Genomic DNA, 24,149 nt, shown 5'->3' with positions numbered 1-24,149 from the left:
TATCACTGTGCTTCATCACGCACGCGCCTGCTGCGCGCATCATTACCGGGCTGAGCAACACCGCGCTCCTGCTCTCGCGCGGTGTTAAAAGCCGCCCAGCGGCTAAATCGCGTAGCGTGAACTGCGCGCACCCGAGCTTTATGGTTGAGCAGGTCAGTGTGTGCAGCCTGATAATCTTGAGCAACATCAGAAACGCGACGAGCCAGGCTCACAGGCTTTTCTTCGCCACCGACATAAGGCTCAGAAAAGCCCTTCACCTTCTCAGAAATCGTTGAAAATAGAGGCTTGAGGCCCGTGTAGCCTTTGTAACCACGCCAAATGGCGAATGCGATGCCCGCCACGAGCATGAGTAGGAGGAAAACGACGAGTCCAACCCACACTCCTACCCATGCTCCTACGCTCATCACATACCTGCTCTCGTAAATGGCTTATGGTCCGATTCCATGCGCGAACGGGCTGCAGTACCACCGAACGGAGCTGCCGACGTCGTATGCGCCACGTAACTTTGTGCTTCCTGCTCACGCTTGAGCTTTTCCTGCTCCAAGCGATCTTCCTCTTCTTCCTGACGGTGCAGGCCTTCAATCTCACGCTGAGCACGTTCACGAATGGCAGCAGCAACATCAGACGGGCGAGTTTCCACCGTTTCGACGACGTTTCCATCCTTGTCCTCGCTGCTCTTCACCTCGTGACGCTCACCCTGGGATACTGCAACAATATGGCGGGCGTGGGCGATGCAGAAGGCGACAAACCACGAGTCGGAAGTGATGCGCAAGTGCACTTTATCACCCTCATCCCACGGCTCAATGGTTGCCGAATGAAGGTCGTCAATGAAGGCGAGATTGTGAGAATCAGTGATGAAACTCACGTCCGAACCGTTCTTGAAGTTCCACTGGCGAAGCTCAGAAATCGGAGGAACAGGAATGATCTCTTCTTCTACTGGTTGGTCGACAACGGAAACTTCAGCAATGCGGGAGGCACGCAACGTTTTCCACTGAGGGGCCTTCGAACGCGAGTCGGCACGCTTGAAGGTTTCCAGCTTTTGCTTGAGCAGATCACCGTGGCGGCCGAGCACATTCCACACCACTACGTAGAAAGCACCCTCGTCGATGAACGTGTCAACAGGCAGGAACCAGCGTTCCTTGCGCTCACCCGCACCGTTGGTGTAGTAACAGTGAATCGGGCACTTGCGGCTGATGGCCTCACGAATCTTACCCATCGAATCCGGCTCGAGCTCGTAACCGGTGAGCGCCAAGGTCTTCGGGTCGCCATCGAGCTCACCCTCAATATGAGGAAGAGCTGCCAAAAGCCTCTCATACAGCGAGTCTGCAGCCTGACGCTGATCGTCTGGCAGCATCGTCGACTTCGCCAAATAGCGGACCGAACCCACCAGCAAGCTCAAATACTGCGGGGTCAAGCCGGCCAAGCGGTCCAAGCCCAGAGAGTTGTCCGCGCGAACAACATCCTCTTCTTCGAGTAAATCCCAATCAATATCGAAGAACTGAGAGCCAGCAATCTCACCATCATCGGAAACAGTGGTGAGCGTGTTGACGTCCTTGCGGATCGTCTTCATCGCCTTTTCATGCTGATCCTTCGTATGGGTTGGGCCAATGAAACGATCAGCCAACTCTTCCACCGAATACTCAGCACCCGGATGAGCCGAAAGGAAGAGCATCAGGCGCAAACGACGATCCACTTCCGAGCTCGACTGGCCCGAGCCAGAACCACGACGGTGGGTAGGATGCAAGCTCGGCGGAACTTCGACCTCCGGCTTCAAAATACGCTCTTGCACAGCAACCGGCGTGGTACGTGAGGAATTATCGCAGGTTTCAAACTGGCTTGCTGCCTGCAAACGGCGAGCAAAAGAGTCACGAGCAGCCCTAGGGTTCAGAATTCGAACACCTGGGTGCATGATCATGTAGAAGGCGAGGTCGTCAGAATCTTCATAAGCGACATCGACGGTTTCGTCGTCATCCTCAGCGCGCACGGTTGCGGTGAAACGATGTGTTTGCACGGCTTCAGCAAGCGAGGTCGGGATGGACTGTGTGCCGATGCTCGGTGCCAGTGCCGACAGGCCCAAAGTCGGCGAGTTAGCTGGAGAGGCGAAACGCGAGCGCTTCTTATCGGCAACGTCGTCAGCATCCGACTTGAGCGACTTGGCCAGGAAGGTCGCTGCGGCGAGAATGGGCATATCCTCTTCGTCGAAGTGCAGGCGCACCAAACCTTGATCGCCCAACCTCAGACGGTAGGAGGCGAAGTCCTGGCCGTCAGACTTCGAAGAGTATTCGGGTTGGCGCGATTCGATTTCGATGCCTAAGTCGGCGAGTTTAGCGCGGTCACGCTGGAACTGCTTGGCGAATGCTGCCTTTGCTGCTTGGTCGGCGAGTTCACCGTAGGAGTCGGCGTAGGCCTTGACTCGTTGAGCAATCTGGCGAGAGGTCAGCCATTGTGGAAATGCCGACGACAAAACGACGAGCACGTCCAGCTCATGCTTGCCCCATTTATCCGAAAACCGGCGGCGACCATTGGAACCCTCAGTCATGTGTCCTCACGTCTCGTACGAAAAGGTGTGTTCCTTTATCAATAACTGACGACATTCTACCCCAAATTTCTGGATATTTCAGCGGTGAAATTGAACAAGGTGTCAAAACGCAAATTTGCCTCACATTTTCGCTCAGCGAGAGCGCGCCCGGCCTCCATCCGCTCCCCGCCGCTCGTACTCCCCGCCGCTCCCCTCGCCGCCTCACATTTTCGCTACCCTTCTCCCCTGGTCAAGTTCTGACGGCACAATAGTTTCATGACTTCTGTACTCGTAACCCTGACTGTAGTGATGGCGGTTGCTGTGCTCTGCCCGCTCATCGCTCAAGCTATTCCTGGCAAGCCGATTAGCCAAACAGTTCTGCTGCTCGGCGCTGGCGCGCTTTTGGGCCCTTATGTAGCTGGTGTGGTGAAGTTGTCGCTTCCGATGAGCTTGTTGAGCAATTTGGGTTTGGCTTTTCTGTTTTTGTTGGCTGGTTATGAGATTAACCCGGAGCAGTTGAAGGGTCCTCAGGGTCGTCGTGGTTTGGCTACGTGGGTGGTTTCGTTTGCTATTGCCATGCTTGCGGTGACGTTTATTCCTTATTTTGACGAGCATGATTTGCATGGTGTGGCGTCGGCGATTGTGTTGACGACTACTGCTTTAGGTACTCTGATGCCGATTTTGCAGGAGAAGCAGTTGATTGGTACTCCTGTGGGTGATGCGGTTATTGCGTATGGTACATGGGGTGAGTTGTGCCCGGTGTTGGCGATGGCGGTGTTGTTGTCAACGCATACGGGTGTGGAGACGTTCTTCATTTTGGCTGCTTTTGCTCTGTTGTGTGTGGCGGCTGCTGCTATTCCTCAGAAGTTGCAGAGTTGGGGTACGAGGCTGAATGCGTTTTTGGCGAAAAAGTCGAATGCTGCGGAGCAGGTTATTGTTCGTATGACGATCTTGTTGTTGGTCGTTTTGGTGACGGTTTCCTCGCTTTTTGATCTGGATATTGTTTTGGGTGCTTTTGCGGCGGGCTTTATTTTGCGTTATCTCATTCCTGAGGGCGATAAGGCGCTGGAAACTCGCTTGGATGGTATTGGTTACGGTTTCTTTATTCCTATTTTCTTTGTGCTCTCTGGCGCCAAGATTAACATTCAGGCGGTGGGCGCCGACCCGGCGCTGTTGATCGCGTTCATTGTGTTGTTGGTTGTGATACGTTCGGTGCCTATTGTGGTTGCTCTTTCGGTGGCGAAGGAGGAGAACCATCTTTCGATTCATCATCGCATTACGGTGGCGATGTATTGTGCGACGGCGCTTCCGGTTATTGTTGCGGTTACTGAGATTGCCACTCGTACTGGCACGATGAAGGAGGAAACTGCTTCGGTGCTGGTTGCTGCAGGTGCGGTGAGTGTGTTGGTGATGCCGTTGGTTGCTGGTTTGGCTCAGCGTGTGGCGGAGTTTCATCCTATTCAGGCTGCGGAGGATATTTCTCATCATCCGCATTATGGTCCGGAGATTATTCACGACCGTTATGTGTTGTCTCGTATGATTCGTCATCCTCAGAAGGCTCAGCAAATTTTGGATGATTTCGTCACTTCGTGGGCTCACCTTCCTGAGGAGGAGCGCAAGGTGAGGGAAGATCTTCTCTTGCATGCTGTTCGTGAGTATGAGACTTCTCGTGCTGAGTTGTTGCGTCGTGCTGAGCTTCTGCGTTTGGTGAGGAAGAACGAGCAAATTGCTGTTGCTTCTCAGGCTCCTTCTGCTGGTATGCCGTCGTTGGATTCTCGCCATCCTGACCATCTCACCAGCGCCGCCCCTGCTTCTTCGACCGCTTCCGCTAACTCCACTTCCCCAGCTTCCTCAGCTGCTGAACAAGGCTCTTCCACGTCTTCACAGACGCTTCAGCCGTCCCGTCCTGTTGATGCGATTGACGCCTTGATCGCTTCGGTTGGTTTGCGCGCAGGCTTGTCTCCCACTCAGGCCAAGGAGGCGGAGGTTGAGTTGCGTCGTCGCGCGGCCTTGCTGGAGAAGATGCGTTTGGTGCGTATGACTCAGCTTGCTGAGCTTGCTCATATGCCTGATGGTGAGAAGAGCGAGGAACAGGAGAAGGAGCATCACGCTCATCAGCAGCTTCTCAAGCATTTCTTGCGTCACGACATTCATGACGTCACGTCGCATCTTGACGACAAAGATGACTAAAGATTATCACTATGCATATGGCCCAGAAGCTTTCGCTCCTGGGCCATTTCCTCTGCGTTATTTCTTACACCCGCGAGTTGCTCAACTCACTTAGTGTGCTTCCATTTACTGCGCTTCAAGCGCTAAGCCTGTTTCTCGCGCTCACTGTGTTGTCTTATCCTGCGCATGTCCAGTTGCCTCAGGCAATGTAGCAAGGATGTTGTTGATAAAGACATCTTGCTGACGCCACGGCAAAATTGGCATTTGCTGCAAGTCCCGAGAAACAGAGCCTGCACTGATAATTACGCGTTTGTTGGCGATGGTTTGCAGATTATCAATAAACTCTTTATCGGTATCGAGAACCCCTCTATTGCTCATATTCTGATATCCGCCAATGCGGTAAATATACATCGGAATTCGGTATACTCTGTGTTCAACCCAACTATTGAGGCTATCCTTTTACAGACCCTCAGTGATAAATACAGGAATAAGAGTTCCATCATCAAACTGAGACGCCAGATTACCGCAATGATCAGAGTTTGTTTTACATGGCGATGACTGTGGGTCTGTTGACATAGGATCAAGGTTCGCATCTAGGCGATGGTCAATCACATATTGGTGTTGATACTCTTGAACTTGTTGAGCAGTCATCACCTTGATTGTCCCCACAAGAATTTGCCCACCGTTCATGACGAAGTTAGAAATATCAAGTGCATATCGATCATAATCTGAGATGCCTTGAACACTCAGCTCTTGGGGAACAGACATCGCGAAAGTTGCCAACAAACCTCTCTCTGTAACTTTAGAAGACACATTTTTTGAAGGCCAATCTTCTCTATCATCACTATTCAGCCAGCCATATGTATAGTGTCCGGATCCCTCTTCTTCGATTTGGTCATATGACTTATTAACAGCGTCCAGATGATCATCTTGAATACTGATCCATGTTTCATTCGGTTCGTCGCTGATTCTGATGATTTTCTTACTGGGAGAAAAGCCATACATCAACATTGGATAATCAGCGTTGAAAGGTTTAGGAATCTGTTCTCCTGCCAAGCACTCTGCTCTATTATCAATCCTATTGTACTTCCACACCCGGTTGCCGGAGAAATTATCATGCTGATCGCCACAACCCACAGGCCCGTCAGAAGCAAATTCTTTATCACCTGTGACACCAAACCACGTCAACATTTCAGGAGTACCATCTTGATCTATGTCCAACAACGAATACATAGAGGCATAGTACTTATCCGAACTGCCTGTATCCAACATGTCGAGCACTTGGTTAAAGGCGGTAGCAACCTTTTGACGACGAATCTTCTCATTGAGGAAATCAAGCTTCTTCACTGGAGTAGCAGACTTCTTCGCGAACTTCGCCATAGCTTGCAAATCAGAAGCCGTCACTTCGCTCGCTGGCTTCACCTCAAACTTCAGATCCTGCTTCATTGGTTTCGACTCACCAACAAAATTCGAACCACTCGCAGTGTTAATCTTAAGAGGTTGAGGAATGCGATACACATCACCAGAACTCAACAAGGGGCTCGCTTCAACCGTCACAGTGTACTGGCCAGGTTCCAAGCGCACAGAAGCAGCTTTCGGCGACACGTACATATGCTGGGAAATCACGCGACCAGACACGGCGCGGCCGGTGATGTGAAGTGGGATCTTCGAATCGGAGCCATCCTGGTAGCGAGGAGCGGAAATCTTCGGCGACACCAAACGCGGCTTTTGCAGGGGGTTCGCCACCACATGAAAAGCCATCAAGGAAATAATCAAACTTACTACAACAACGATGACGACAAGAATCGAGAGCGCGACGATGAGCCCGCGGCGGCGGTGTGGGGAAACAACTCTTTCAGCGGCTTGTTGGACGGATGGGTATTCAACCTCTTGAGCAGCTTGTTGAACAGCTTCCTGAACAACGGGTTCAGGCGAGGAAGTTACCGGCTCGCCCCCCCCACGAGTGAAAAACCGCAATTCGTACAAAAACGATCGGACTGAACAACATCAGCCCCACAGTTAGGACATTTCATACCCCACTCCTGAACCACTGCAAACGGTAACTGGCGTAACTACAACCACAGTATAGGCAGAAGTGGGAGAGAAAAAGAACTGGTAATCTCAAGCAAGTCGATAAAACAGGCAGCTCAAGATTACCAGCGTGAATGACCGAGCAGAAAGCTCAGAGCCGCGCAGGCCGCGTAAGAGCAAGTGTTAGCCAACCAGCAAGCATCCGCCCAAACAAGCGCAACCTACCAACGAGACACAGCGTACCAGCGAGGCTCAACCTCACCAGTCACCCTTCTCGATGCCACGCGGGCCAACATGCGAAGCGTCACGCACATAAGCGCGGTCACGACGAGTCACCGGGTCAGGGTCATTCTGCGGGTCAGCAAGGTGAGCGTCACCAAAGAACTTAACCGATGCACCAAAAGTCCAGTCGCCTTCGATCGTCACCGAGTTCGCCGCAGCAATCGACGGCACACCATAAGGGAAGCGCTCGTCGAAATCTTGGATCAGTTTGTAATAGCGCGGGTCAAGGTGAATCTTCGGGAAGTCGTAGTTGCCATCTTCCATCTCGAAGGTATCGGTCAGGTGGAAGCGGTCGGAACGCATGATGAACAAGTCGTTCGTCGTCTTCACCGGCAGGAAGCGCGGGCGGTTCACCTCCAAGCACACCGAACCCTCGAACAAGCCGATTGCCGCACCCATCGCCGTCTCCAACTGCACCACCTGCGGCGAGTCGGGGTTCGTCGGGTCGACAGTCTTGGTGTTGCGGATGACGGGCAGCGGCAAAATGCCGTTATATTCGGCAAGCTTCGCCTTCAAAGCGTCAATACGCACCCAAATGTTATTGGTGTTGAAGAACGGGTGACGCTTGATGTCGGTAGCTTTCGCAAGGTCAGCCTTAGGCACCTGGCTCATTTCGCGTAAGCGAATCGTGCCGGTAGTCTTGTCGAAAACGAACTGGCCGCCCTTCACATCAGCCTGGGTTTTGCGCGCCACCTCAACCATAAACGGCGCGCCAGTCTGGGCAAAGTAGCCGGCGACACTCGAGCTTGGGCGAGCACCCAGATTATCAGAGTTGGAGATGAACAAGTAACGAATACCTGCCTTCTCCAGCGTGTCGAGAATGCCAGAATCCGACAGCGTAGCGTACACATCGCCGTGGCCTGGTGGGCACCACTCCAAATCAGGGTTTTCTGGCCAGCTGACAGGCTCCCCGGTTTCCGCAAGAATCTTGGGCTCGCGATGCTGCAAGATTTCCACCGGAATGTCGGTTTGCTTGAAATGGCGGTTGCGGCGGATTACCTGAAGAGTGTCCTTCGACGTGCGATACGAGTTCATGAACACCAATGGCAGGTCCACGCCTTGCGCGGAGCGGGTTGCCACCACTTGGCCCAGAATGATGTCGAGGAAGCGCATCGGCCTGCCCTTGTGCAAGCGCACGGGCAGCAGCGACTTGGCTTTCGACAAGCCCATAGACGTACCCAAGCCGCCGTTGAGCTTGAGGAACGCGGTGTGCGCGAGGGCTTCGTGAGCGTCCTCTGCGCTGATCGTCGTCATCACTTCGGCGATGGAGGGAAGCTGCTTGAGTGGTTTGACGTTTTCCTCGGCGATGAAGCCGGAACGGTCAGATTCCCACTGGTGGTAGTTATGCGTAAACGCGGTAATAGCAACGTCGCTCATCCCGTCTGCGCGCATCCTGGCGATGGCATCATTCAGGCCCTGAACGCTCATGGGACCTTCCTTTCTCTGAGCAGTTTGGGAGCTCAAGCCTTGAGCTTGCTCGCCTGCCCTGGTGACTTGCTTACCGGCTAGTCAGGCTCACACTGGTCTCACTGAGCGACCAGCTAAGCTCACGTTTACCAATGCTTTCCCATCGGTATTCGTCAGGTTATCTATTCTACGAATTAGAATAGCTTAGTGGTACCTCTTCCCCACTTTTGTTGATTTTCGTTACGATTTCCCCGCGCTCTGAGCACTTTCCTCATTCTTTTGTCTCATTTTGTCGCCTTTCTGAACACTTTTGTTCGTTTTTGTCAGTTTTGTCACAACTGTAGGCTGCTTGCCTGTTCCCAGCACAACGGCACAGCTCAACACTCACGAGCATCCCACGACACAGCAGAAGGGGTACAATTTGCCTGTGGAAGGGTCATGTTGCTGGCAATCTTGCTTTATCCCTCAAGATTGCCACTGCAACAACATCATGAAAGGAACAAGGAAAATGACTATGATCATCAAGAAGATAACGCTCTATACCTTGTGGACCGGCGTTGTTCTGCAACTCGCAGCTGCTATGGTCGCCATTGTGGCAAAGAAGGATACAAAGAGAGGCTTCCTTGCTCTTGCACTGGGCTTAACAGGAGCAGCAAATGCGCTGGTTCTGATGCATCTGAACCAAGAGCATCCAGAGGTTACCTCAGCTGAGTAATCGCGTCACTGAAATTCACTGAAATGGTGTGTCGCGAACAAGTCGAGGGACTGAAACGCTAGTATTTGCAATAGAAAACCGGCTATCGCAACTGTTTGCAATAGCCGGTTAAATGTCGGACCAACGGGATTTGAACCCGAAAGAACAATGTGCTAAAACCTTTGTATTTACAGCGGTTTCTCGCTGTTTTCATATTTTTGTGGACACGTTTTGGACACATTTTTTTGGGATTTTATTTTTGGTAATCCCATCTAGATGATTGAGGCATGGGCTCCCACGCGCCGCCGCCGCATGCCTGGAGACAAGTGAATATGCAAAAAAGCCCCCGCCCTAGCAGTGCTAGAACGGGGGTGATTTTATTTAAAACGGTAGAACAACACTATAAGCCCGAGAGACGATAGTAATTGCAGTCAAAGAGCACCTGCCGTAGTTTCACCTCATCCGTGATCGCCAAACCGCGATCCGACATCAGCGCAATCATCTGGTCGATGGTCTTCGCAGGCTTAGATTCCGCCCCAGTATGAGAAGAGCCCCCTGGTTTGAGCACTGTGAGTAGGCTTAGGGAGCTGCTGTTATCTACCATGCTGGTCGTTTACTTTTTCGTCAGCGTGAAGCGGCTAGGGCTGTAAGCTACTCCCAAGCCGGAGGCGATGCCGCCGAAAGCAGTACCAATAGCACCGCTTAATGTTTCGACCCATCGTGGCCAGTCGAGCTCCCCCGCCATGGCAAGGATGACGAAACTGACAGCTGCGACGATGAGGCCAATGTAATAGATAGCAGTGCGCAGCCAGTCTGGGACGGCTGGCACGTAGCCGGTTTCTGTTGTTTCGAGTTCTTCCATGTTTACTCCTCTGTTTTAGTGGGGCGGGAATGCGCGCGCAGGATATCATCGTGAAGGGCTGTTCCTACGCCGTTTCCGCCTAGGTCGTGGTACGCCTGATAAATTCTGTCTGCCATTTGTTTTTCTGCGTCAGGAGCCCAACCGCCACGGTCGATCATTTCCCGGTGCAGCTTGCCCAGCTTTTCGAACAGCAGGGCTTGCACTCCGGTTTCCAACGCCTTCTGGCGTGGGCTGCCGTGGCTTTTCTCATACAAGCTTTTGAGCAGGTATGTAGTCAGGCTCGACACCGAGCCAGAAGCGAGAACGGCAACAAGAATGGCAACAATGCTTTCTTCACTCAACATGGCCGCCTTTCTAGTAGGTGAGGCGTTGACCAGGGTAAATCACATTAGGATTAGCAATGCCATTATCCCTAGCGAGCTTTGCCCAGCTCACACCGAGGCGAACGCCGATGCTGGAGAGGCTATCGCCCGGTTTCACCACGTACACGCGCGGGGTAACACGGTTAGCGCCGAGCTTCTTGTTGACAATGGCCATCACGGCATCATAGTTCGCGCCAAGCCTGTTCTTGCGTTCCTGACCGTTACCATACTTACCAGCAATCACCGCGTTAGCCAGGGCTTCCAGATTCGGTGCTGGATTCAAGCGCCTGTTCACCTCGTCTTGCACCTGCTGGTAGTTATAGCCTGCTGCTTGCAGGCGGCGGATACGCTCCGTCCCCGTGCTCCACTTTCCTGCGATAACCTCAGTGGCGATATCGCTGATGCTCTTCTGACCCGCAGGTTGGGTTGGAGCAGGAGTGGCGGCGGGCTTGCCGTTCACCGCAGCATACTTTAACCAGGCGTTTTTATCCCCGTAGAATTTATCCAAATCCAAGTTGCCCTGGTAACCATTCAACAGGCCAGAGCTGGAATACTGTCTGATAGCGCAAGCGTACGCACCCTCATTCCACGGGCTCTGCTGATAGCCGGTACGCTCATAGTTCGGATACTGCGCAACCCACAATCCACAGTTCAACTCTTGAGCCACTGGAGCGACAGAGCTTAACAAGCTGGAAGAACAGTAGATCAGCGGCCTCACGCCGGTAAGGCGAATCACCTCTGCGGCTACCTGCCTCAAATACTCTACGTTGCCAAACTCGCTGTTACCCTGCTTCTCCCAATCCAGAGCGAGCACCGCACGCCCCAGATATGGTTGAGCTTGGGTAACAAAAAAGGCAGCCTCAGCAGCTGCCCCCGAACCATTCAAGTAATGGTAAACGCCTAACAGCTTACCGCTGTTGAGCGTCCCATCTGTCTGCCGCCTGAACACCGGTGAAATGTAGTCCACCCCCTCACTAGCCTTCACGATGATGAAATCGCCTGGAACAGCGACCGGGTCAAGCCCCGCCTGCCAATTACTGATATCAATGCCGTTTAAACTCATTGTTTACTCGCTTTCTACTTTCTCCCACCCATAGTGGCTGGGAGTCCACATGTTGGTTTCCGTTAAACTCTGATAAATTGCGCCCTGATAGTAAATGCGCGCGCCCAAAGGGTACGCCGTCTCCTGTGATACGGGAGCGAGCCAATCCCACAACCCATCAGCATGAGGCCTACCTACCCTAATCCACATGTCATTGCCCGCCAGTGTAGGACAGGCTGCAGGCTCACTCACATGGTCTTCCACAGCCCGGTACACCCCGGTGGAATAACGGACAGCATCCTCTTGCCGGTACGCTTGCCCAACCTGCCACACGGGCAGGCTCCCTGCGACTTGCAAGAGCTGCTGATCATCCAGCCTGCCTGCCGCATTCTGCACCAACACCGGCAACAAGCCATGCAAACCATCAGTCTCACTCGCTTCTATCTGTGGCGGCTGGGGGTCGAAAACCAGCTTGTCATCACGAAGCTTCCAATCAGAGAGCAGACCACCCACCGTATCCACAGGCACAGGCACTTCCACCCAGCCTTCGCCCGCATAGTCGGGATTATCCACAGCGCACACGAGCCGCTGATCCTCATCAACTTGAACGTACATGAGAACCTCCTACAGGACGCCATAGAGCTCGGTGACGTTCAAACCTTCATGGCCACTGGAGCTTGATATCACGTGGCGTGAGCTTCCGAGCATTTTGAGCCCCGCATTACGCCCGCCCACCGCGTCAAGATTCACCGTGCACATTTCCAGTTTCACGCCGTCATCACCGCTAGCGGTTAAGCGCAGTGTCCAGCCAGAACCGTCCCATTTCGTGCAGCGCAGCCCGAAGAGTAGATAGTTCCAGTCTTTGACGCGTGCGGCAAACAGGTTATAGTCTCCCAGCAGGCTGGTGTTGATGGTTCCACCTTTGCCGCAGTTGCCCGTCCAAATGCGTTGGAAGACCATGCCACCCAGCCCTGTGCTGTTGTGTGTCCAGTTAAAGTTGACGTGGTCACCGTTATACGTGTTAATCACGCTGGTTCTGCCCACATTGGGGATATCGAGGCTGAGGCCACCGTATTGTGGGAGGAGAAGATTACCACCTAAGCGCAGCATGCTGTCGGAGACTTTAGCCCCGCTTCCCGTATGCCACAGCACTGTTCCTTCCGGTTGGCTGTCCGTCCACACTTGCGGGCAAGAAATCCCCTGGCCAAGTACAAGCACGTTAAACGAGTAATAATTACACGCGCGAATGTAAATATGGCAGTAGCCGGACGAGTCCATGATGATGTACAGGCTTGCACTGTTTGTATCCGCGTAAGCGGATTGATTCACCGTGATGGAGTTAATGATATCGTCTGTACTTCTCGCTCGGAAAGCCACGCTCAAGTCAATGAAACCAGTAGAGCCGTTGCCGTAGCCGCCGACTGCGCCGATAAGCCGCGCCCAATCCGCGCTCTCACCATTATCAAACCCCGGTTTCTGATTCCGTACGAGTTCGAACCAACGCACCTCATTGTTCGCACCTGTTCGGCCAACCTGGCGCACGCCAGTAACTGGACTGTTCACGCTGGCGCCAGCAAGCAGGTTCATGTTCCAGCCCACATCAACCGCGTTGTAATCGTTCGCCACTGCGCCAATACCGACACCGTGCCCGTCCTTGCGAAAATCCAAGATTGGCGAAGCAGTATTGATTGTGAACACTTGCTGGGTGAGAGTGCTGAGCTGGTCGCGAGCGCTGACGCGAATCTCCCACTGCAAATCTGCAGAAAGCCCGGTTAAATCGTAGTTAGTATCCCACGATAAACCACGATTGCTCGTGTTGGAAACTCGCCAGTTAGTTTCACCCTTACGCCGATACGCGATTTCAACGCTCGCCGTATTCTTCCCATTATTGGCAAGATTTGTCGTGCTGCCTTTGATATGCACGCGCACGGTGGAGGATTCATCGTTTGGTGTGCGCCACACTCCCGAGCCAGCCAGTGTAGGCTGCGAATAGGAGAGCACAGTAAACGAAGCACTGCGCTTGGCAGTACGCCCGCGCGAGTCCGTTACCTGCGCGGTAACCGTGTTACTCCCCTGCTGATTCGTCGTACCCAACTGGGCATTCGTGGAATCCAAATTCACATTCAACCAGGTAATGTTCGTCCTGGTAATACTAGACCCGTACGCGCCACTGGAAGACACCTGCGCTCTCACCCTGGAGCGGCCTTGCACATACCCGCCCCATGTTGAGGCCAGACCTGAATCGTCAGAGAGCTTCAGACTAGAGACAGAGGGTACCACTCCTCCATCAATGCTTAACGTCACATCAGTACGCTGCTCGCTGCCGATTTGTCGGCCGTTTTGGTAGGTGGTGCAGTAGATCCAGAGGCCTCTGCTGGTGCGGTCGGTGCATTGTAGTGCGTATTTGCTGCGGTCAAGGAACACGTTGACGCTATCGCCCACGTTGTTGAAAACATCAATATCTTTGAATCCGTAGTTGACGCGGATTTTGTGGGTGAAGCTGCCAGAGTGGCGGTTGGTGTGGATGGTGATGGTTTGGTTGGTGCTGATGTTTCCGGTGACGCTTGCTTTGCTGGCGCGGGGGATTGTGTTGAGGGTTCCGCCGGTGGAGACGTTGACGGTTCCGATCCAGCGGCCGTTGAAGGTGGCGTTAAAGGTGACGGAGGCGTTGGCGCCGAAGCTCTTTGTTCCATCGCCGTTATGGTAGATATCCACGTCACGTGTGCCGATGGTGCGCGTGTTACCGCCCATGCTGCCAATCTGCCAGCTACCACCATTACTGCCGTTACAATTGATATTCCACCCGAGATTGGCTGAACCATAGAGGCTGGCGCCAGGGCGTACTTCTACTTGCAGTTCGAGGCGGATGCGAGTTTTATTCGCGCCGATGTCTTGGCTCAACTGCCACCAGTTGAGGTGAACTTTGATCATACCTTGGCCATCGGCGTTGCTGGTTCCACTGCCGGAGGTTGCCATGCTTTCTCCTTACTGGTTTGCGAGAACGAGGCTGAGATTGCCATTAGAACGCGGGCGGAATTCGAACACGCCAATCTGCAAGTGCTCTGTGATCACGCCAGATGCGATATACAACTGGTGGTCGCTCATGTAGGCGATCTCGCTGTTGTATTGCAAGAAGCTGATGCGATCATTGCCGATATCCAAGCTGAACGGGTTACCCTCCACGCCGATGATGATGTGGCCGTCAACGAAGCGGATGTACTTGTTGATGTTGGTAATACTCGAGTTCACATCACCAGACAGAGCACCCAGAGCGGTTTGAATTTCGTTGAATTTGAAAGTGAAATCGTCACTCGTTTGCGTGAACTGGGTTTGCATTTGTGCCATCAGCTGTTCAGCATCAGTCAGCGAATAATAATTTTCTGAGACGAAGGTGTTAATCTCGTCCTTCGTCTGGTCAATCTGCGACTGTAATTGCTCGCTGATGCTGGCGTTGTTCTGTTCGACCGTGTCGGAGAGGTTGGAGAAGTCCTCTTTGCTCGTGTAGGTTTGACTGACGGTGGTTTTGAAGCCGTCGAGGTTTTGCTCCAAGCTCGCGTGGGTTTCGAGCGCATCCTGCTTGGTCTCGTAGGTTTGCGAAACGTCGCGTTGGAACTGTTCCAGACCAGTGCGGGCGGCTTTCGCCTCCTGCTCAATCTGTTCCACCCGTTCAGGATGCGTGTACGCGCCAACAGTGATTGGTGTGCTGGCACTCCAGTTGCTTTTGTTGCCGGTGCGGTCGATGGCGCGCAGACTGTAATAGTAGGTGCGTTTTTCTTCCACCTGATAATCAGTCAACTGGGGGCTGGTGCGCCCGATACTGCCGATGACTTGAGCTTGCCCTGATGCGAGACCGCGGCCAACCTCGAGATGGTCAGTGTCTGCTTCCAGCTTTCCCCCGTCAGCTGTTAACCATTGGCTGGTAATGTGAACAACGCCCAGCTGGCTGGCTACTGTTGGTGCGGCTGGGGTTGATGGTGGCGTTAGATCCTTGGTGATGGTGATTTCAGCGGGGTCGCACCATTCGCCTTTACGATCAGAATGCTGAGGAATCGCCCTCACCCGCACCTGTACGAGCTTGCCAATCGTCAAATCATCAATCTGCAGGCTCGTCTGATCAGTGAGCGCGGCAAACTTCCAATCGTTGAGCTCAGCGTATTTGTATTGAATCTCATAGTGTTCAATATCAATGATGCTATCGTCTGTGGCACGTTCCACCGCCTGCCAGCTGGCTGTCAGCGTGCCTTTGGCATACCCGTACGCATCAATATACGCATCAGAGACAAGCTGAAGGTCACGCGGCTTGATTGGGATGCGGTGGTCTTGCTCTAGGGCGGGGCGGCCTCCCTGAGCGCCACCCTGTACCGCACCACCAGTAATGCCTTGAACACGCTTGGCTTGTCTGGTTTGCGCATCATAGAGGCGATCGTTGAGAATCAACGCCACTTTCAGCCCACTATTAGACAAGCTCACACTGATGCGCTGCACTCTCACTTTCTCACCGTGAGAAACAGTAGGTGCGGTAAGCCAATCCCCCGCCTGATAATCCACCAACGGAAGACTATCCACGTTCACCGTCATCACTGTGCGCGTGTACTGGCCGCGAATGCGCGCGGCTTGGTCCAACTGTTGAGTCATCAGCGTGCGCGCCGTTGCAGGGTCAGATACACCACCCTGGGAACTGTAAAGCTCCCACTTTCCCCACGGGGTGGGCGCAGCAGGATTATCCTGTACGAAATCCATGCCATCGCCCATCACGAGAATGTGAGATGCCAGGTCTTCAATCGTTTCTTCCTCGGGGGATTCGAGCATTTGTGTGGTCAAAGGCAGGATAACCTTCTGGCTGTAATCGTGGCATAAGCTGGGACTGTCCGCGTTCCACAGTTTTAGCGTCATACCCTCAGTGCGCCAGTCCACCACGCCGTTGGCGGCGAGGTTCGACAATGCGGTGTAGGCGTCAACACCAGGGTCATAATGCAGGCTCATCACGCGAGCCCATTTCACCCCGGCTGCGTCAACGCCCGCATCGAAACCGAGGCGAATGTACTGTGCCACACCACCGCGCTCTTTATTCTCGGTGAGCATGGTTTTGAGAATGCTGCCCGGGTTGGCGGAGAGGAAGGCGCGCTTACCTTTATTCGTGCCTTCCTTCTCTAAACGGCTCGTGTCCAACAGCAGAGCTTTTTTGAGTAACCATGCGTAGGTCATCAAATTCAAATCCAGCGTATCGGACTGGTCTTGCGCGTCACGGGAACGGGAGACGAGCACGAAGCGCGCGTTATATGGTTCGCGCCATGCTCCCCCGTCACTCACCTCAAGGCCAATCGTCAGGCCTTCTCCCAGAGAACGTTGGAAGATGCCGCCGTTAAAAGCCTTGCGCGAATACTTGACTTTCAGCGTTCCAGAATCGTTGTGCTCGAAACTGGCATCAAAACTGATCGGCTCAGGAAGCAAGCCTAAGAGCTCACCGCTGGGCGCGTACGCTTTCAACCTCGCACGGAGAGTCTTACCCATGTTCACCACCATTGTTGTGCGAATCTGACTGTGATATTGCCTGCTGTGGCGCCGGTTAGCGCGCACGTGAGCGAATACTTGCCTTCCGCATTCGCATTGACCTGCAGGATTCCCCCGCTCGGGTAATCAACGCCCACAGATGAGGGTTTGACGGGGGCGAAAGCAAGAGGGGAAGTGGACTTCCAATACTGCAGCCTGCCCGAATCCACATAGGTGAATCCGTCACTGGCTGCACCTTGCCAGCTCACGCCCGTTCCACTAACTGGGTCAGAAGCCGTGAACTGGGTGGTTTTAGCTGGCAGTTGGAAAACCAGCCCCGTGAGTGGCGCATCACACGCCAGCCCAGTGAGAGCCCCACCAGTGAGCGGTAGGCTCACCGACTGTTCGTTTTTCGCCTCCCAGTAAACGCCTGGCATGGCCAACACCACTGTGTAGGATTCGAATAATCCCAAGCGTTCATCACCATCAGGAGAGAGCGAGACTAATTGCACGCTCGCCTGCTGTCCCACCCCATCCACCGTGCGCGAAAGCGTGAGAGTAGGCATCGTGAACGCGCGAAGCAACTGGCGTAGCCTACGCTCGAACCCATGCCCGTGGTTGAACAGTTTGATCGTGATCTTCCGCTCATCAAAAACAGGCAGCCCGCCCGTAGGCACACTCCCATTCCTGTTCGGCACACTCACGACCGTGCGCGCCACACTCAACTCAGATAAGAAAGTTGAGCCGAGCTGCACAATCGTCATGTCATCCTCGAGCGGGATACCGTTAATTGCATACGCTAGTCCACTCATAAATCCTCTTATCTGTTGAACAGGTGGTCGGAATCGTCAGCGGTCTTCAACGGCCACGGGTCAGCCTGCGGATAATAATTGGTAATCGTCACGCGGGAACCAGCGCCCGCATACTGCGCAGAAGCCAACGGCGAACCAGACACCGCCATACTTAACCCTGGTGCTTGAATTTGCGTATCCATGGCGTCTTGCATGCGACCGGCAAAACTCAACACCGTCGGTTGAACTTGCTTGCGGAATGTGGTTTCCAAACCTTTGGTGAAGCCGTTCATGATGGCATTACCAGCAGGGATAAGAAGCTTCTTATCGTAAGAGATAGGACCTTTATGCTTCTTAATCCAGTCACCAATGCCACCGATGAAGCCGGTGACCTTACCCCATGCGGCCTTCAAGCCACCGACGAGGCCGTCCATGATGGCACGGCCAGCGTTGGAAAGCCAGGAACCAGCCGCACTAAACACACCAGTAATCTTGCCCTTGATGCCGTTCACCACGCCCATGACAGCGTTGATACCAGCACTGGCAGCACTCTTCAAGCCATTCCAGATGTTCTTGAAGAAGTTGCCAATCGCATTCCAGGTATTGTTCCAGATGTTCTTGATGCCGTTGATAACGTTGCTGATCACGCTACTGATCGCGTTGATTCCCGCGCTACCAGCAGATTTCAGACCGTTCCAGATGGTGGAGAAGAAGCTACTGATAGCGTTCCAGACGGCGTTCCAGACGGCTTTGATATTGTTGAGGCTGGCTTGGAACCATGCAACAAGCGTGTTCCAGATGCCCGTGAAAACGCTCTTGATGACGTTCCACACACCGCTGAAGTACTCTTGAATTCCTTGCCATGCTTGGCTCCAGTTGCCCGTGAAAACACCGGTGAGGAAATCGATAACGCCTTGCAGGATTTGCACGACACCTTGGATGATTCCGCTAATCATCACGATAATCGGTTGGACAATCTGCAAGATGCCCGTAATCACCGTGGTGATAATCGGCAGAAGCGCGGTAATCACATTCACGATAGCTGTGATGATTGGCATGAGCGCGCTGATGATGGTTGCCACCAGTGTAGCGATAACCGGCAGAATCGCCGCAACGGCAGCCATAATCACCTGAATTACCGGCACAAGCGCAGACACCAAAGTTTGAACCAGACTAGCAATCACCGGAACAACCTGCGCCACCAACTGCACGATAACCGGCAAAACCTGAGAGATAATCTGCATAATCGGCGGGAGCAAGGTTTGCACAGCGCCCACGATTGCCATAATCACCGTACCAGCCAGCTGCATGAGAATCGGCATAATCTGGCCAAGAATCGGCAGAATCTGCTTCAACGCATCCATAATCGGCGGAATAACCTGAGCAACCGCATTCGCAATCTGAGTGAAGACTTCACTGCCTAGCTTCATCAGCTGTGGCATGATTTGAGCCAGCGCCTGCCCAATCTGGGCGAACGCATCCCCCAACGTTTTGCCGATTTCAGCAAATGTAGGCCCAAGCTGTGTGAAGATATCGCCGATTTGCTGGAACAAGGATTTGAACGCTTCACCGTTCTGCTGGAATGCTGTGCCCAGCGTATCAGCTAGCTGTTGGAATGCAGGTTGCAAGGATTTGACGACATCGACCAAACCGGTGAAGAGGTTTTGGAACGCTTGTCCCTGTGCTGCCACATTCGGTGCAAAGATGCTTCCCAGCAGATCTCCCACTGGTTTGAGCGCATTCCCAATATTTTGGAACACTGACTGCAAGGCAGGCCCAATACTACTCACCAAAGGTTTGATCGCGTTACCAATCGTGGTGAATACGTTAGTTATCGCAGGCCCGATCTGTTGGAAGATTGGTTTAATCGCATTCACGATATTGCCAAAGGCCGTTCCAATCGCCGTGCCAATTGTGGAGAGAACCGGCTGAATCGCAGACCAGAGGTTTTTAAACGCATTACCCATGGTTTGAAGCACGTTCTGCACCACTTGCAAACCAGCTTGGAATACTGGTTGTACAGCTTGCCACGCAGACTGAAGCACCCTCATGAATCTCTGCCACAACTGCTGGCCAGTCTTCGTCTTTGTGAAGAAGACTGTGAGCCCAGCAACTACTGCAGCAATTCCCGCTGCAATGAGGGCGAATTTGTTATCTCCCAGTACTTTCTTGAAGTTTTGTAGACCGCTCAATCCTTTAGCTAATCCGCCTAATTGTGGGATAACCTTAGCGAGCTCGCCAACGCCTTGGGCTGCACCAGCAAAGCCGCCCTTCCAGTTAGCCATGATTTGCGGCACGTACTCAGTGGCGGTCATAATCTCGGGGCCAAAGTTCTTGAGAGTGTTTTGCACGTCTTTCACAACTTTGAACGCAGTGAAAGCACCACCAATAGTAGTGATACCTGCTGTTACCGCGTCAGCGTTGTTCGCCACCCAGTTGCCCAAGCCAGTCAGCACATCAAGCGTCTTGTTAATCACCGCCGTGGCAGCATCAAAGCCCTTGGACAAGATGCTGCCATCAAGGCCGCTGGTTTTAATGTTGAGAATGCTCTCCAGCACTTTGGCGAAGGCTTGGGCCACTGCACCGATTGCAGGTGAGAGATGCTGCATAATACTGCCGATGCTATCAATGGCTTTCGCAGCAACGCCTGCCATGCGTTGGAAAACGACCCCAAGACCATCAATCAGCGTGATAATCGCGTCTGGTGGGGCGAGCGCCTGCCAATTAATGGAACCGAGCATGCGCTGGATAGCGCTCTTAATCTCATCAAAGCCCTGGATAAATGGCTTGAGCTTATCCGAAGACTGCAGGCTCTTCCACAAATCGGTGAGGTATTTCTTCACGGCGGTTACCATGCTGGCTGCCGCGTCGCCGATTTTGCCAAACTGGGAGCTGAAGGCGTTGATTGCGCCAGCAATCTGGTTCACGCCAACGGCTTCGACAACCTTCTCCACAGCCTTGGCAACACGGTTCTTCACGTTCTCCATGGCCGTGCCAATACCCTGAGTGGCATCTTTAGCCTGTTGGGCGAAGGAAGCGTATTTGCCGAAACCGTCCTTGTTGAGCTTAACGACGGCCTTGTTGAAGTCGTCGAAGCTCACCGTTCCCTTTTTCATCGCCTCGTACAGGTCGTTGCCGTTGTGGTCTGCGCCAAGTAAGGCCTCTGCAAGCTGGTTCAGCTGGCCAGGCATAGCCGCCTGCACAGAACGCCAAGCCTGCATATCCACCTTGCCCGCAGATAACATCTGCGTGTACTGAGTGAGCGCGTTCTCCTGCTCCATGGTTGAAGCACCGCCAGCCAGCATGGCGTTGTTGAAAGCCAGAGAAATATCGGTGGCTTCATCCAGATTCTTGGTGAGTGGTGCGAGGCTCGTAACCATGCCAGTCATCGCAGAAGATGTAGTTGGCAGGCCGTCCAAGCTCTTACTGATCTTCAGGATGGAGGCGGCTGCGTCCTTGGCTGAATAACCTAGATTCTTCATCTGTTTGGGGAAGTTAGTCATCATGTCAGCGCGGGAGACAGCACTGGAAAGGGATGAGCTGATGACACTCGCTGCCTTGCCTACCACGGCGCTGACGGCACCCATGATGGCGCCTGCTTTCGCGCTGAACCCAGCAGAGAAGCTCTTCCCCTGCTGTTGCCCTGCTTGTTGGCCTACCTGTTGTCCTGCTTCGTTGAACGCCTTACTGATGGCAGAGCCTACACCTTTCAGGCTAGGGACGATGGACACGTAGGCTTGTGCGAGAGTAAGTGCCATAATTTACCTCTCAATATCATCATGGAAAATGCGAGCGAGAGTTTCCGCGCTGACCGCTTGCGCGGTAACCATCTTCTCTTGCTCCGTTTGCTGGCCGGGGCGTTTAATCTGACCTTTCCACTTCGCACCGTGGAGTTGCGCATCTTTGCTCTTCGTCCAGGCAAGAAACGCAGTGGCATCAGCAATATTGGCGAGCAGGTACTCGGCGGTACTCCATTCAGCTTGCTTACTGAATTTGCGCCAGATCAGGGCGTCAAGCGGCAGGTGAGCGGCGAGATTAGCCGCCCGCATCACATCCAAACTGTGGGTGAGGAGAGCGAGGTTGAGCCCGTAGAAACGCTGGAAATCCGCTTGGAGTATATCCGCGTGTTCCAGCATTGCTACGAGCGTTAGGAGTTTGGGTTAACCTTACTCATAAACTCAGTGAGAAAGTTAGCCACCTTCTGCATCGGGATACGACCATCAGCTTCTGCCAGATGATCCATGATCTTCTGATAATCCTTGCCAAATAGGGTGCGAATAAGAGGCACCATGACCAGCACTCCATCATCATCATCGGATTCAGGATGCTGGATCGTGTACAGCCAATTCATCACGCGCATATCGTCCATCACAGCAGGATCAACGGTGAGTTTCATACCGTGAATGGTAATGGTGCGCTTGCCGTCGGTTGTTAAAGTCTTCTCAATATCAGCCATAAGGTTCTCCAAGTGAAAGATAAATGTGGCGGTTTTCTCGCGCGGAATACAACGGCGTGAGAAGGGAAAACCGCAAAGCCTCCTCACACACGACTCACTTACTCTTCAGCAGCAGTACCGATGTAGTCAACCGACGTGTTGCCCTGAATCTCAGCGGAAGGGTTCGCGTTAAACGTCATCGTGTACATAACAGCATCACCAGAGTGGTACTGCAGATCGTCAACTTCAGAGAGCGTGGCATCAGGCACGACAATACGCTTTGGCTGATCGTTCATCACGAGGTCAAACACCAAGCGCATGTGATCGCCGGTGGGGATACCGTGGAATACGGTAATCTTACCGTTTTGCTTGGTCACGCGAGAGTTACCATAGCGCAGCTTGAGGGTGTCCTCGTTCGTCTGCAAGAGCGCGAACTGGTATGTCTCACCATAGGAGGAAACGACGGAGAGCACCTTAGTACCATTCATATCGTTAACTTCGGTGGTATCCGTATCCGTGGCATTCGTGATGCCATCTTCGGAAACATAGCCGAGGTTCGTGTACTTCGTATCCAGCTTGGTAGTCGCATCCGTAGGAAGAGCCGTACCCATGGGCGCTACGAACACGTAGCCGAGCACGTTGCCCTTACCAAGGGCGATTTCAGCGGTATTATTTTCTGCCATAATTGGCCTCCAATGTGATTTGGACGTTGATTTCATAACAAGGCACAACAGAAGTGCCTACTGGCATGGGATTATCCAGGTGAGAGGTAATCTCCGTCTTGAGAACAGCAGTCACACTCTGGGATAGGTTTACGATGAGAGGGATAACAATGTTCGCGGCTACTTCTTCCGCCGCCAACATGCTCTTCTCATACACTTCAATCACCATCGCGGCGGTGTCGCGCTTACCGTACAGGTCAACGTTTCCGCCAACCCGTTCGACGGTGACGAACTCATACGGTGGTCGGAGATTACCAGGAACACTCACGCCTGCTTGTAATCCCGCCTGCTGGAGAGCATCAATCAACAGTGCGGTAGCGCTAATCATGCTCCACCTTTCGCGATAGCTCGCACGGCTTTTTGCAAAGTGTGGTGCTTAGCCTGGTCAATCATGTTGTCTCGCACCTGTTGAAGGGTGTCTGCACCATTACCATACCCGGTAGTTACCAGGGCAATTTGACCATATTCTGTAGGTTTTGCATTGATAGCGAAGTAGCCTGTGCCCTTGTGTTTGGCCATCTTATTGGCCTGCTGTTGCAAGCGGATAGCCTGGTTATTCAGCTCTGTGGTTAAGGCCGGGCTTCTGCGCAATCGCCGCCAGTCGGGGTTGTTCCATTCGATTCGAACGTTTCCCATGGTTAGCCTTCCTGCCTACTTACGTAAACGGGCATCGCCAACCATCGTGTAGGCTTCAACCCCGTTTGCGCGGGCATCGGGTCACCAATCACGCTGAACACGCCGAATTGGTGTTCGATTGTTGCGCCCTTGAGGCTGCGATACTTCCACGTGCGCGGGAAATAGACAATACCGCTCAACCCCACGCCCTCCCCATGCTCAAAATTAGCTAGGTCAGTTGTCGTGGGTGGGAGAATGAGCACGTTAGCGACTTGCTCATCCTCGTATTCGGTTTCCGCCTCTCCCAACGCATTGCGCGTCACGCGAGCAGGATAGTGAACAGTGATAGTGATTCCTTGCATCACAAGCCCTCCTGTAACGGCAGGCTCCGTGCGGTTTGCGTGCCAATCTTGAGCAGCTTGCGCTCCTGAGCGGTGAAATACAAGTCACCATTAGGGTTAGCGAAAGTGAAAGACTCACTCACCCCACCGACGTTTTGACTGGTGACGCTCACTCCCGCGCTTTCGCCCATGTTCATGGCACGCTTGACCATCGCGCAAACAATAGAGCGCAAGAGTCCACTGTCCAAGCTTTGCCAGGGTGATTGTGCGCGAATGAGGGCTGAAGCGTCCTCAAGAAGAACGCTGGCCTGTCCCCTCTCACTCAGTGAGAGAACATGCCAGCGTTTCTCAAGGTCGTCAACCGTGGCGAACGGTTCACTCATCAGCC

The 24,149-nt window shown here is 53.3% G+C and carries 23 protein-coding genes; 2 read left to right on the top strand and 21 right to left on the bottom strand.

Annotation, left to right across the window (positions count from 1 at the left end; all coding sequences use genetic code 11):
- Window positions 1-2 precede the first annotated feature (2 nt).
- Window positions 3-404, bottom strand: coding sequence for a hypothetical protein (locus AEAE_RS03000; RefSeq protein WP_148139950.1), 402 nt, complete (start codon window positions 402-404; stop codon window positions 3-5).
- Window positions 404-2,539, bottom strand: coding sequence for a helix-turn-helix transcriptional regulator (locus tag AEAE_RS02995; protein WP_094689652.1), 2,136 nt, complete (start codon window positions 2,537-2,539; stop codon window positions 404-406). The genes AEAE_RS03000 and AEAE_RS02995 overlap by 1 nt, the downstream gene beginning before the upstream one ends.
- 255 nt (window positions 2,540-2,794) lie before the next feature.
- On the opposite strand from AEAE_RS02995, the gene AEAE_RS02990 reads away from it, so the two are divergent.
- Window positions 2,795-4,708 (top strand): cation:proton antiporter, encoded by a 1,914-nt coding sequence (locus AEAE_RS02990; RefSeq protein WP_094689651.1) that lies wholly within the window; start codon window positions 2,795-2,797, stop codon window positions 4,706-4,708.
- 141 nt (window positions 4,709-4,849) lie between these two features.
- Here the strand turns inward: AEAE_RS02990 and AEAE_RS02985 are convergent, their stop codons facing one another.
- The 4 genes from AEAE_RS02985 to AEAE_RS02970 form a co-directional block, all read right to left on the bottom strand.
- The gene (locus AEAE_RS02985; protein WP_148139949.1) at window positions 4,850-5,065 is read right to left on the bottom strand and encodes a hypothetical protein; all 216 of its coding nucleotides are present in this window, start codon (window positions 5,063-5,065) and stop codon (window positions 4,850-4,852) included.
- An 81-nt stretch (window positions 5,066-5,146) separates the two neighbouring features.
- Window positions 5,147-6,673, bottom strand: coding sequence for a hypothetical protein (locus AEAE_RS02980; RefSeq protein WP_169711585.1), 1,527 nt, complete (start codon window positions 6,671-6,673; stop codon window positions 5,147-5,149).
- Complete coding sequence (locus tag AEAE_RS07050) at window positions 6,628-6,720, bottom strand: zinc-ribbon domain-containing protein (RefSeq protein WP_094689648.1); 93 nt, start codon at window positions 6,718-6,720, stop codon at window positions 6,628-6,630. The genes AEAE_RS02980 and AEAE_RS07050 overlap by 46 nt, the downstream gene beginning before the upstream one ends.
- A 256-nt stretch (window positions 6,721-6,976) precedes the next feature.
- A complete protein-coding gene (locus AEAE_RS02970; RefSeq protein WP_094689647.1) occupies window positions 6,977-8,428 on the bottom strand; it encodes a UTP--glucose-1-phosphate uridylyltransferase in 1,452 nt (483 codons plus the stop codon).
- A gap of 487 nt (window positions 8,429-8,915) precedes the next feature.
- Between AEAE_RS02970 and AEAE_RS02965 the strand changes: the two genes are divergently transcribed.
- Complete coding sequence (locus AEAE_RS02965) at window positions 8,916-9,122, top strand: hypothetical protein (RefSeq protein WP_148139948.1); 207 nt, start codon at window positions 8,916-8,918, stop codon at window positions 9,120-9,122.
- 592 nt (window positions 9,123-9,714) lie between these two features.
- Here AEAE_RS02965 and AEAE_RS02955 read toward each other — a convergent pair.
- From AEAE_RS02955 to AEAE_RS02885, 15 genes are all read right to left on the bottom strand, one after another.
- Window positions 9,715-9,963 carry a hypothetical protein gene (locus AEAE_RS02955; protein ID WP_094689645.1) on the bottom strand — a complete coding sequence of 83 codons (249 nt, stop codon included), beginning with the start codon at window positions 9,961-9,963 and terminating at the stop codon, window positions 9,715-9,717.
- 2 nt (window positions 9,964-9,965) lie between these two features.
- Window positions 9,966-10,307 carry a hypothetical protein gene (locus AEAE_RS02950; RefSeq protein WP_094689644.1) on the bottom strand — a complete coding sequence of 114 codons (342 nt, stop codon included), beginning with the start codon at window positions 10,305-10,307 and terminating at the stop codon, window positions 9,966-9,968.
- A gap of 10 nt (window positions 10,308-10,317) precedes the next feature.
- Window positions 10,318-11,388: a GH25 family lysozyme gene (locus AEAE_RS02945; RefSeq protein WP_094689643.1), complete on the bottom strand. Its 1,071-nt coding sequence runs from the start codon at window positions 11,386-11,388 to the stop codon at window positions 10,318-10,320.
- Between the two features lie 3 nt (window positions 11,389-11,391).
- Window positions 11,392-11,982, bottom strand: a complete 591-nt coding sequence (locus AEAE_RS02940; protein ID WP_094689642.1) for a hypothetical protein — start codon at window positions 11,980-11,982, stop codon at window positions 11,392-11,394.
- Window positions 11,983-11,991: 9 nt separating this feature from the next.
- Entirely contained in the window at window positions 11,992-14,343 is a 2,352-nt protein-coding gene (locus AEAE_RS02935; protein WP_094689641.1) for a DUF859 family phage minor structural protein, read from the bottom strand.
- A gap of 9 nt (window positions 14,344-14,352) precedes the next feature.
- Entirely contained in the window at window positions 14,353-16,878 is a 2,526-nt protein-coding gene (locus AEAE_RS02930; RefSeq protein ID WP_148139947.1) for a phage tail protein, read from the bottom strand.
- A gap of 2 nt (window positions 16,879-16,880) precedes the next feature.
- Window positions 16,881-17,669: a hypothetical protein gene (locus tag AEAE_RS02925; RefSeq protein ID WP_094689639.1), complete on the bottom strand. Its 789-nt coding sequence runs from the start codon at window positions 17,667-17,669 to the stop codon at window positions 16,881-16,883.
- A gap of 8 nt (window positions 17,670-17,677) precedes the next feature.
- The gene (locus AEAE_RS02920; RefSeq protein ID WP_094689638.1) at window positions 17,678-21,406 is read right to left on the bottom strand and encodes a tape measure protein; all 3,729 of its coding nucleotides are present in this window, start codon (window positions 21,404-21,406) and stop codon (window positions 17,678-17,680) included.
- A 3-nt stretch (window positions 21,407-21,409) separates the two neighbouring features.
- Window positions 21,410-21,784 (bottom strand): DUF5361 domain-containing protein, encoded by a 375-nt coding sequence (locus AEAE_RS02915; protein WP_094689637.1) that lies wholly within the window; start codon window positions 21,782-21,784, stop codon window positions 21,410-21,412.
- 11 nt (window positions 21,785-21,795) lie between these two features.
- A complete protein-coding gene (locus tag AEAE_RS02910) occupies window positions 21,796-22,104 on the bottom strand; it encodes a hypothetical protein (protein ID WP_094689636.1) in 309 nt (102 codons plus the stop codon).
- Window positions 22,105-22,202: 98 nt separating this feature from the next.
- Window positions 22,203-22,766, bottom strand: a complete 564-nt coding sequence (locus AEAE_RS02905) for a phage tail tube protein (RefSeq protein ID WP_094689635.1) — start codon at window positions 22,764-22,766, stop codon at window positions 22,203-22,205.
- Window positions 22,753-23,133 (bottom strand): hypothetical protein, encoded by a 381-nt coding sequence (locus AEAE_RS02900; RefSeq protein ID WP_094689634.1) that lies wholly within the window; start codon window positions 23,131-23,133, stop codon window positions 22,753-22,755. The genes AEAE_RS02905 and AEAE_RS02900 overlap by 14 nt, the downstream gene beginning before the upstream one ends.
- Window positions 23,130-23,441: a hypothetical protein gene (locus AEAE_RS02895; protein WP_094689633.1), complete on the bottom strand. Its 312-nt coding sequence runs from the start codon at window positions 23,439-23,441 to the stop codon at window positions 23,130-23,132. Before AEAE_RS02895 ends, AEAE_RS02900 begins: the two co-directional genes overlap by 4 nt.
- Before the next feature lie 2 nt (window positions 23,442-23,443).
- Window positions 23,444-23,782, bottom strand: a complete 339-nt coding sequence (locus AEAE_RS02890; protein WP_094689632.1) for a hypothetical protein — start codon at window positions 23,780-23,782, stop codon at window positions 23,444-23,446.
- Window positions 23,782-24,144: a hypothetical protein gene (locus tag AEAE_RS02885; RefSeq protein ID WP_094689631.1), complete on the bottom strand. Its 363-nt coding sequence runs from the start codon at window positions 24,142-24,144 to the stop codon at window positions 23,782-23,784. Before AEAE_RS02885 ends, AEAE_RS02890 begins: the two co-directional genes overlap by 1 nt.
- Between the last annotated feature and the right edge of the window lie 5 nt (window positions 24,145-24,149).

This window comes from Aeriscardovia aeriphila (genome assembly GCF_002259595.1).
Lineage (GTDB): Bacteria > Actinomycetota > Actinomycetes > Actinomycetales > Bifidobacteriaceae > Aeriscardovia > Aeriscardovia aeriphila.
This window is presented reverse-complemented; position numbering and strand designations above follow the sequence as displayed.

What these genes read in the sequence shown, in the direction of transcription:
- AEAE_RS03000 (WP_148139950.1), bottom strand. Translation starts at nt 404, where the DNA reads ATGAGCGTAGGAGCATGGGTAGGAGTGTGGGTTGGACTCGTCGTTTTC.
- AEAE_RS02995 (WP_094689652.1), bottom strand. Translation starts at nt 2,539, where the DNA reads ATGACTGAGGGTTCCAATGGTCGCCGCCGGTTTTCGGATAAATGGGGC.
- AEAE_RS02990 (WP_094689651.1), top strand. Translation starts at nt 2,795, where the DNA reads ATGACTTCTGTACTCGTAACCCTGACTGTAGTGATGGCGGTTGCTGTG.
- AEAE_RS02985 (WP_148139949.1), bottom strand. Translation starts at nt 5,065, where the DNA reads ATGAGCAATAGAGGGGTTCTCGATACCGATAAAGAGTTTATTGATAAT.
- AEAE_RS07050 (WP_094689648.1), bottom strand. Translation starts at nt 6,720, where the DNA reads ATGAAATGTCCTAACTGTGGGGCTGATGTTGTTCAGTCCGATCGTTTT.
- AEAE_RS02970 (WP_094689647.1), bottom strand. Translation starts at nt 8,428, where the DNA reads ATGAGCGTTCAGGGCCTGAATGATGCCATCGCCAGGATGCGCGCAGAC.
- AEAE_RS02965 (WP_148139948.1), top strand. Translation starts at nt 8,916, where the DNA reads ATGACTATGATCATCAAGAAGATAACGCTCTATACCTTGTGGACCGGC.
- AEAE_RS02955 (WP_094689645.1), bottom strand. Translation starts at nt 9,963, where the DNA reads ATGGAAGAACTCGAAACAACAGAAACCGGCTACGTGCCAGCCGTCCCA.
- AEAE_RS02950 (WP_094689644.1), bottom strand. Translation starts at nt 10,307, where the DNA reads ATGTTGAGTGAAGAAAGCATTGTTGCCATTCTTGTTGCCGTTCTCGCT.
- AEAE_RS02945 (WP_094689643.1), bottom strand. Translation starts at nt 11,388, where the DNA reads ATGAGTTTAAACGGCATTGATATCAGTAATTGGCAGGCGGGGCTTGAC.
- AEAE_RS02940 (WP_094689642.1), bottom strand. Translation starts at nt 11,982, where the DNA reads ATGTACGTTCAAGTTGATGAGGATCAGCGGCTCGTGTGCGCTGTGGAT.
- AEAE_RS02935 (WP_094689641.1), bottom strand. Translation starts at nt 14,343, where the DNA reads ATGGCAACCTCCGGCAGTGGAACCAGCAACGCCGATGGCCAAGGTATG.
- AEAE_RS02930 (WP_148139947.1), bottom strand. Translation starts at nt 16,878, where the DNA reads ATGGGTAAGACTCTCCGTGCGAGGTTGAAAGCGTACGCGCCCAGCGGT.
- AEAE_RS02925 (WP_094689639.1), bottom strand. Translation starts at nt 17,669, where the DNA reads ATGAGTGGACTAGCGTATGCAATTAACGGTATCCCGCTCGAGGATGAC.
- AEAE_RS02920 (WP_094689638.1), bottom strand. Translation starts at nt 21,406, where the DNA reads ATGGCACTTACTCTCGCACAAGCCTACGTGTCCATCGTCCCTAGCCTG.
- AEAE_RS02915 (WP_094689637.1), bottom strand. Translation starts at nt 21,784, where the DNA reads ATGCTGGAACACGCGGATATACTCCAAGCGGATTTCCAGCGTTTCTAC.
- AEAE_RS02910 (WP_094689636.1), bottom strand. Translation starts at nt 22,104, where the DNA reads ATGGCTGATATTGAGAAGACTTTAACAACCGACGGCAAGCGCACCATT.
- AEAE_RS02905 (WP_094689635.1), bottom strand. Translation starts at nt 22,766, where the DNA reads ATGGCAGAAAATAATACCGCTGAAATCGCCCTTGGTAAGGGCAACGTG.
- AEAE_RS02900 (WP_094689634.1), bottom strand. Translation starts at nt 23,133, where the DNA reads ATGATTAGCGCTACCGCACTGTTGATTGATGCTCTCCAGCAGGCGGGA.
- AEAE_RS02895 (WP_094689633.1), bottom strand. Translation starts at nt 23,441, where the DNA reads ATGGGAAACGTTCGAATCGAATGGAACAACCCCGACTGGCGGCGATTG.
- AEAE_RS02890 (WP_094689632.1), bottom strand. Translation starts at nt 23,782, where the DNA reads ATGCAAGGAATCACTATCACTGTTCACTATCCTGCTCGCGTGACGCGC.
- AEAE_RS02885 (WP_094689631.1), bottom strand. Translation starts at nt 24,144, where the DNA reads ATGAGTGAACCGTTCGCCACGGTTGACGACCTTGAGAAACGCTGGCAT.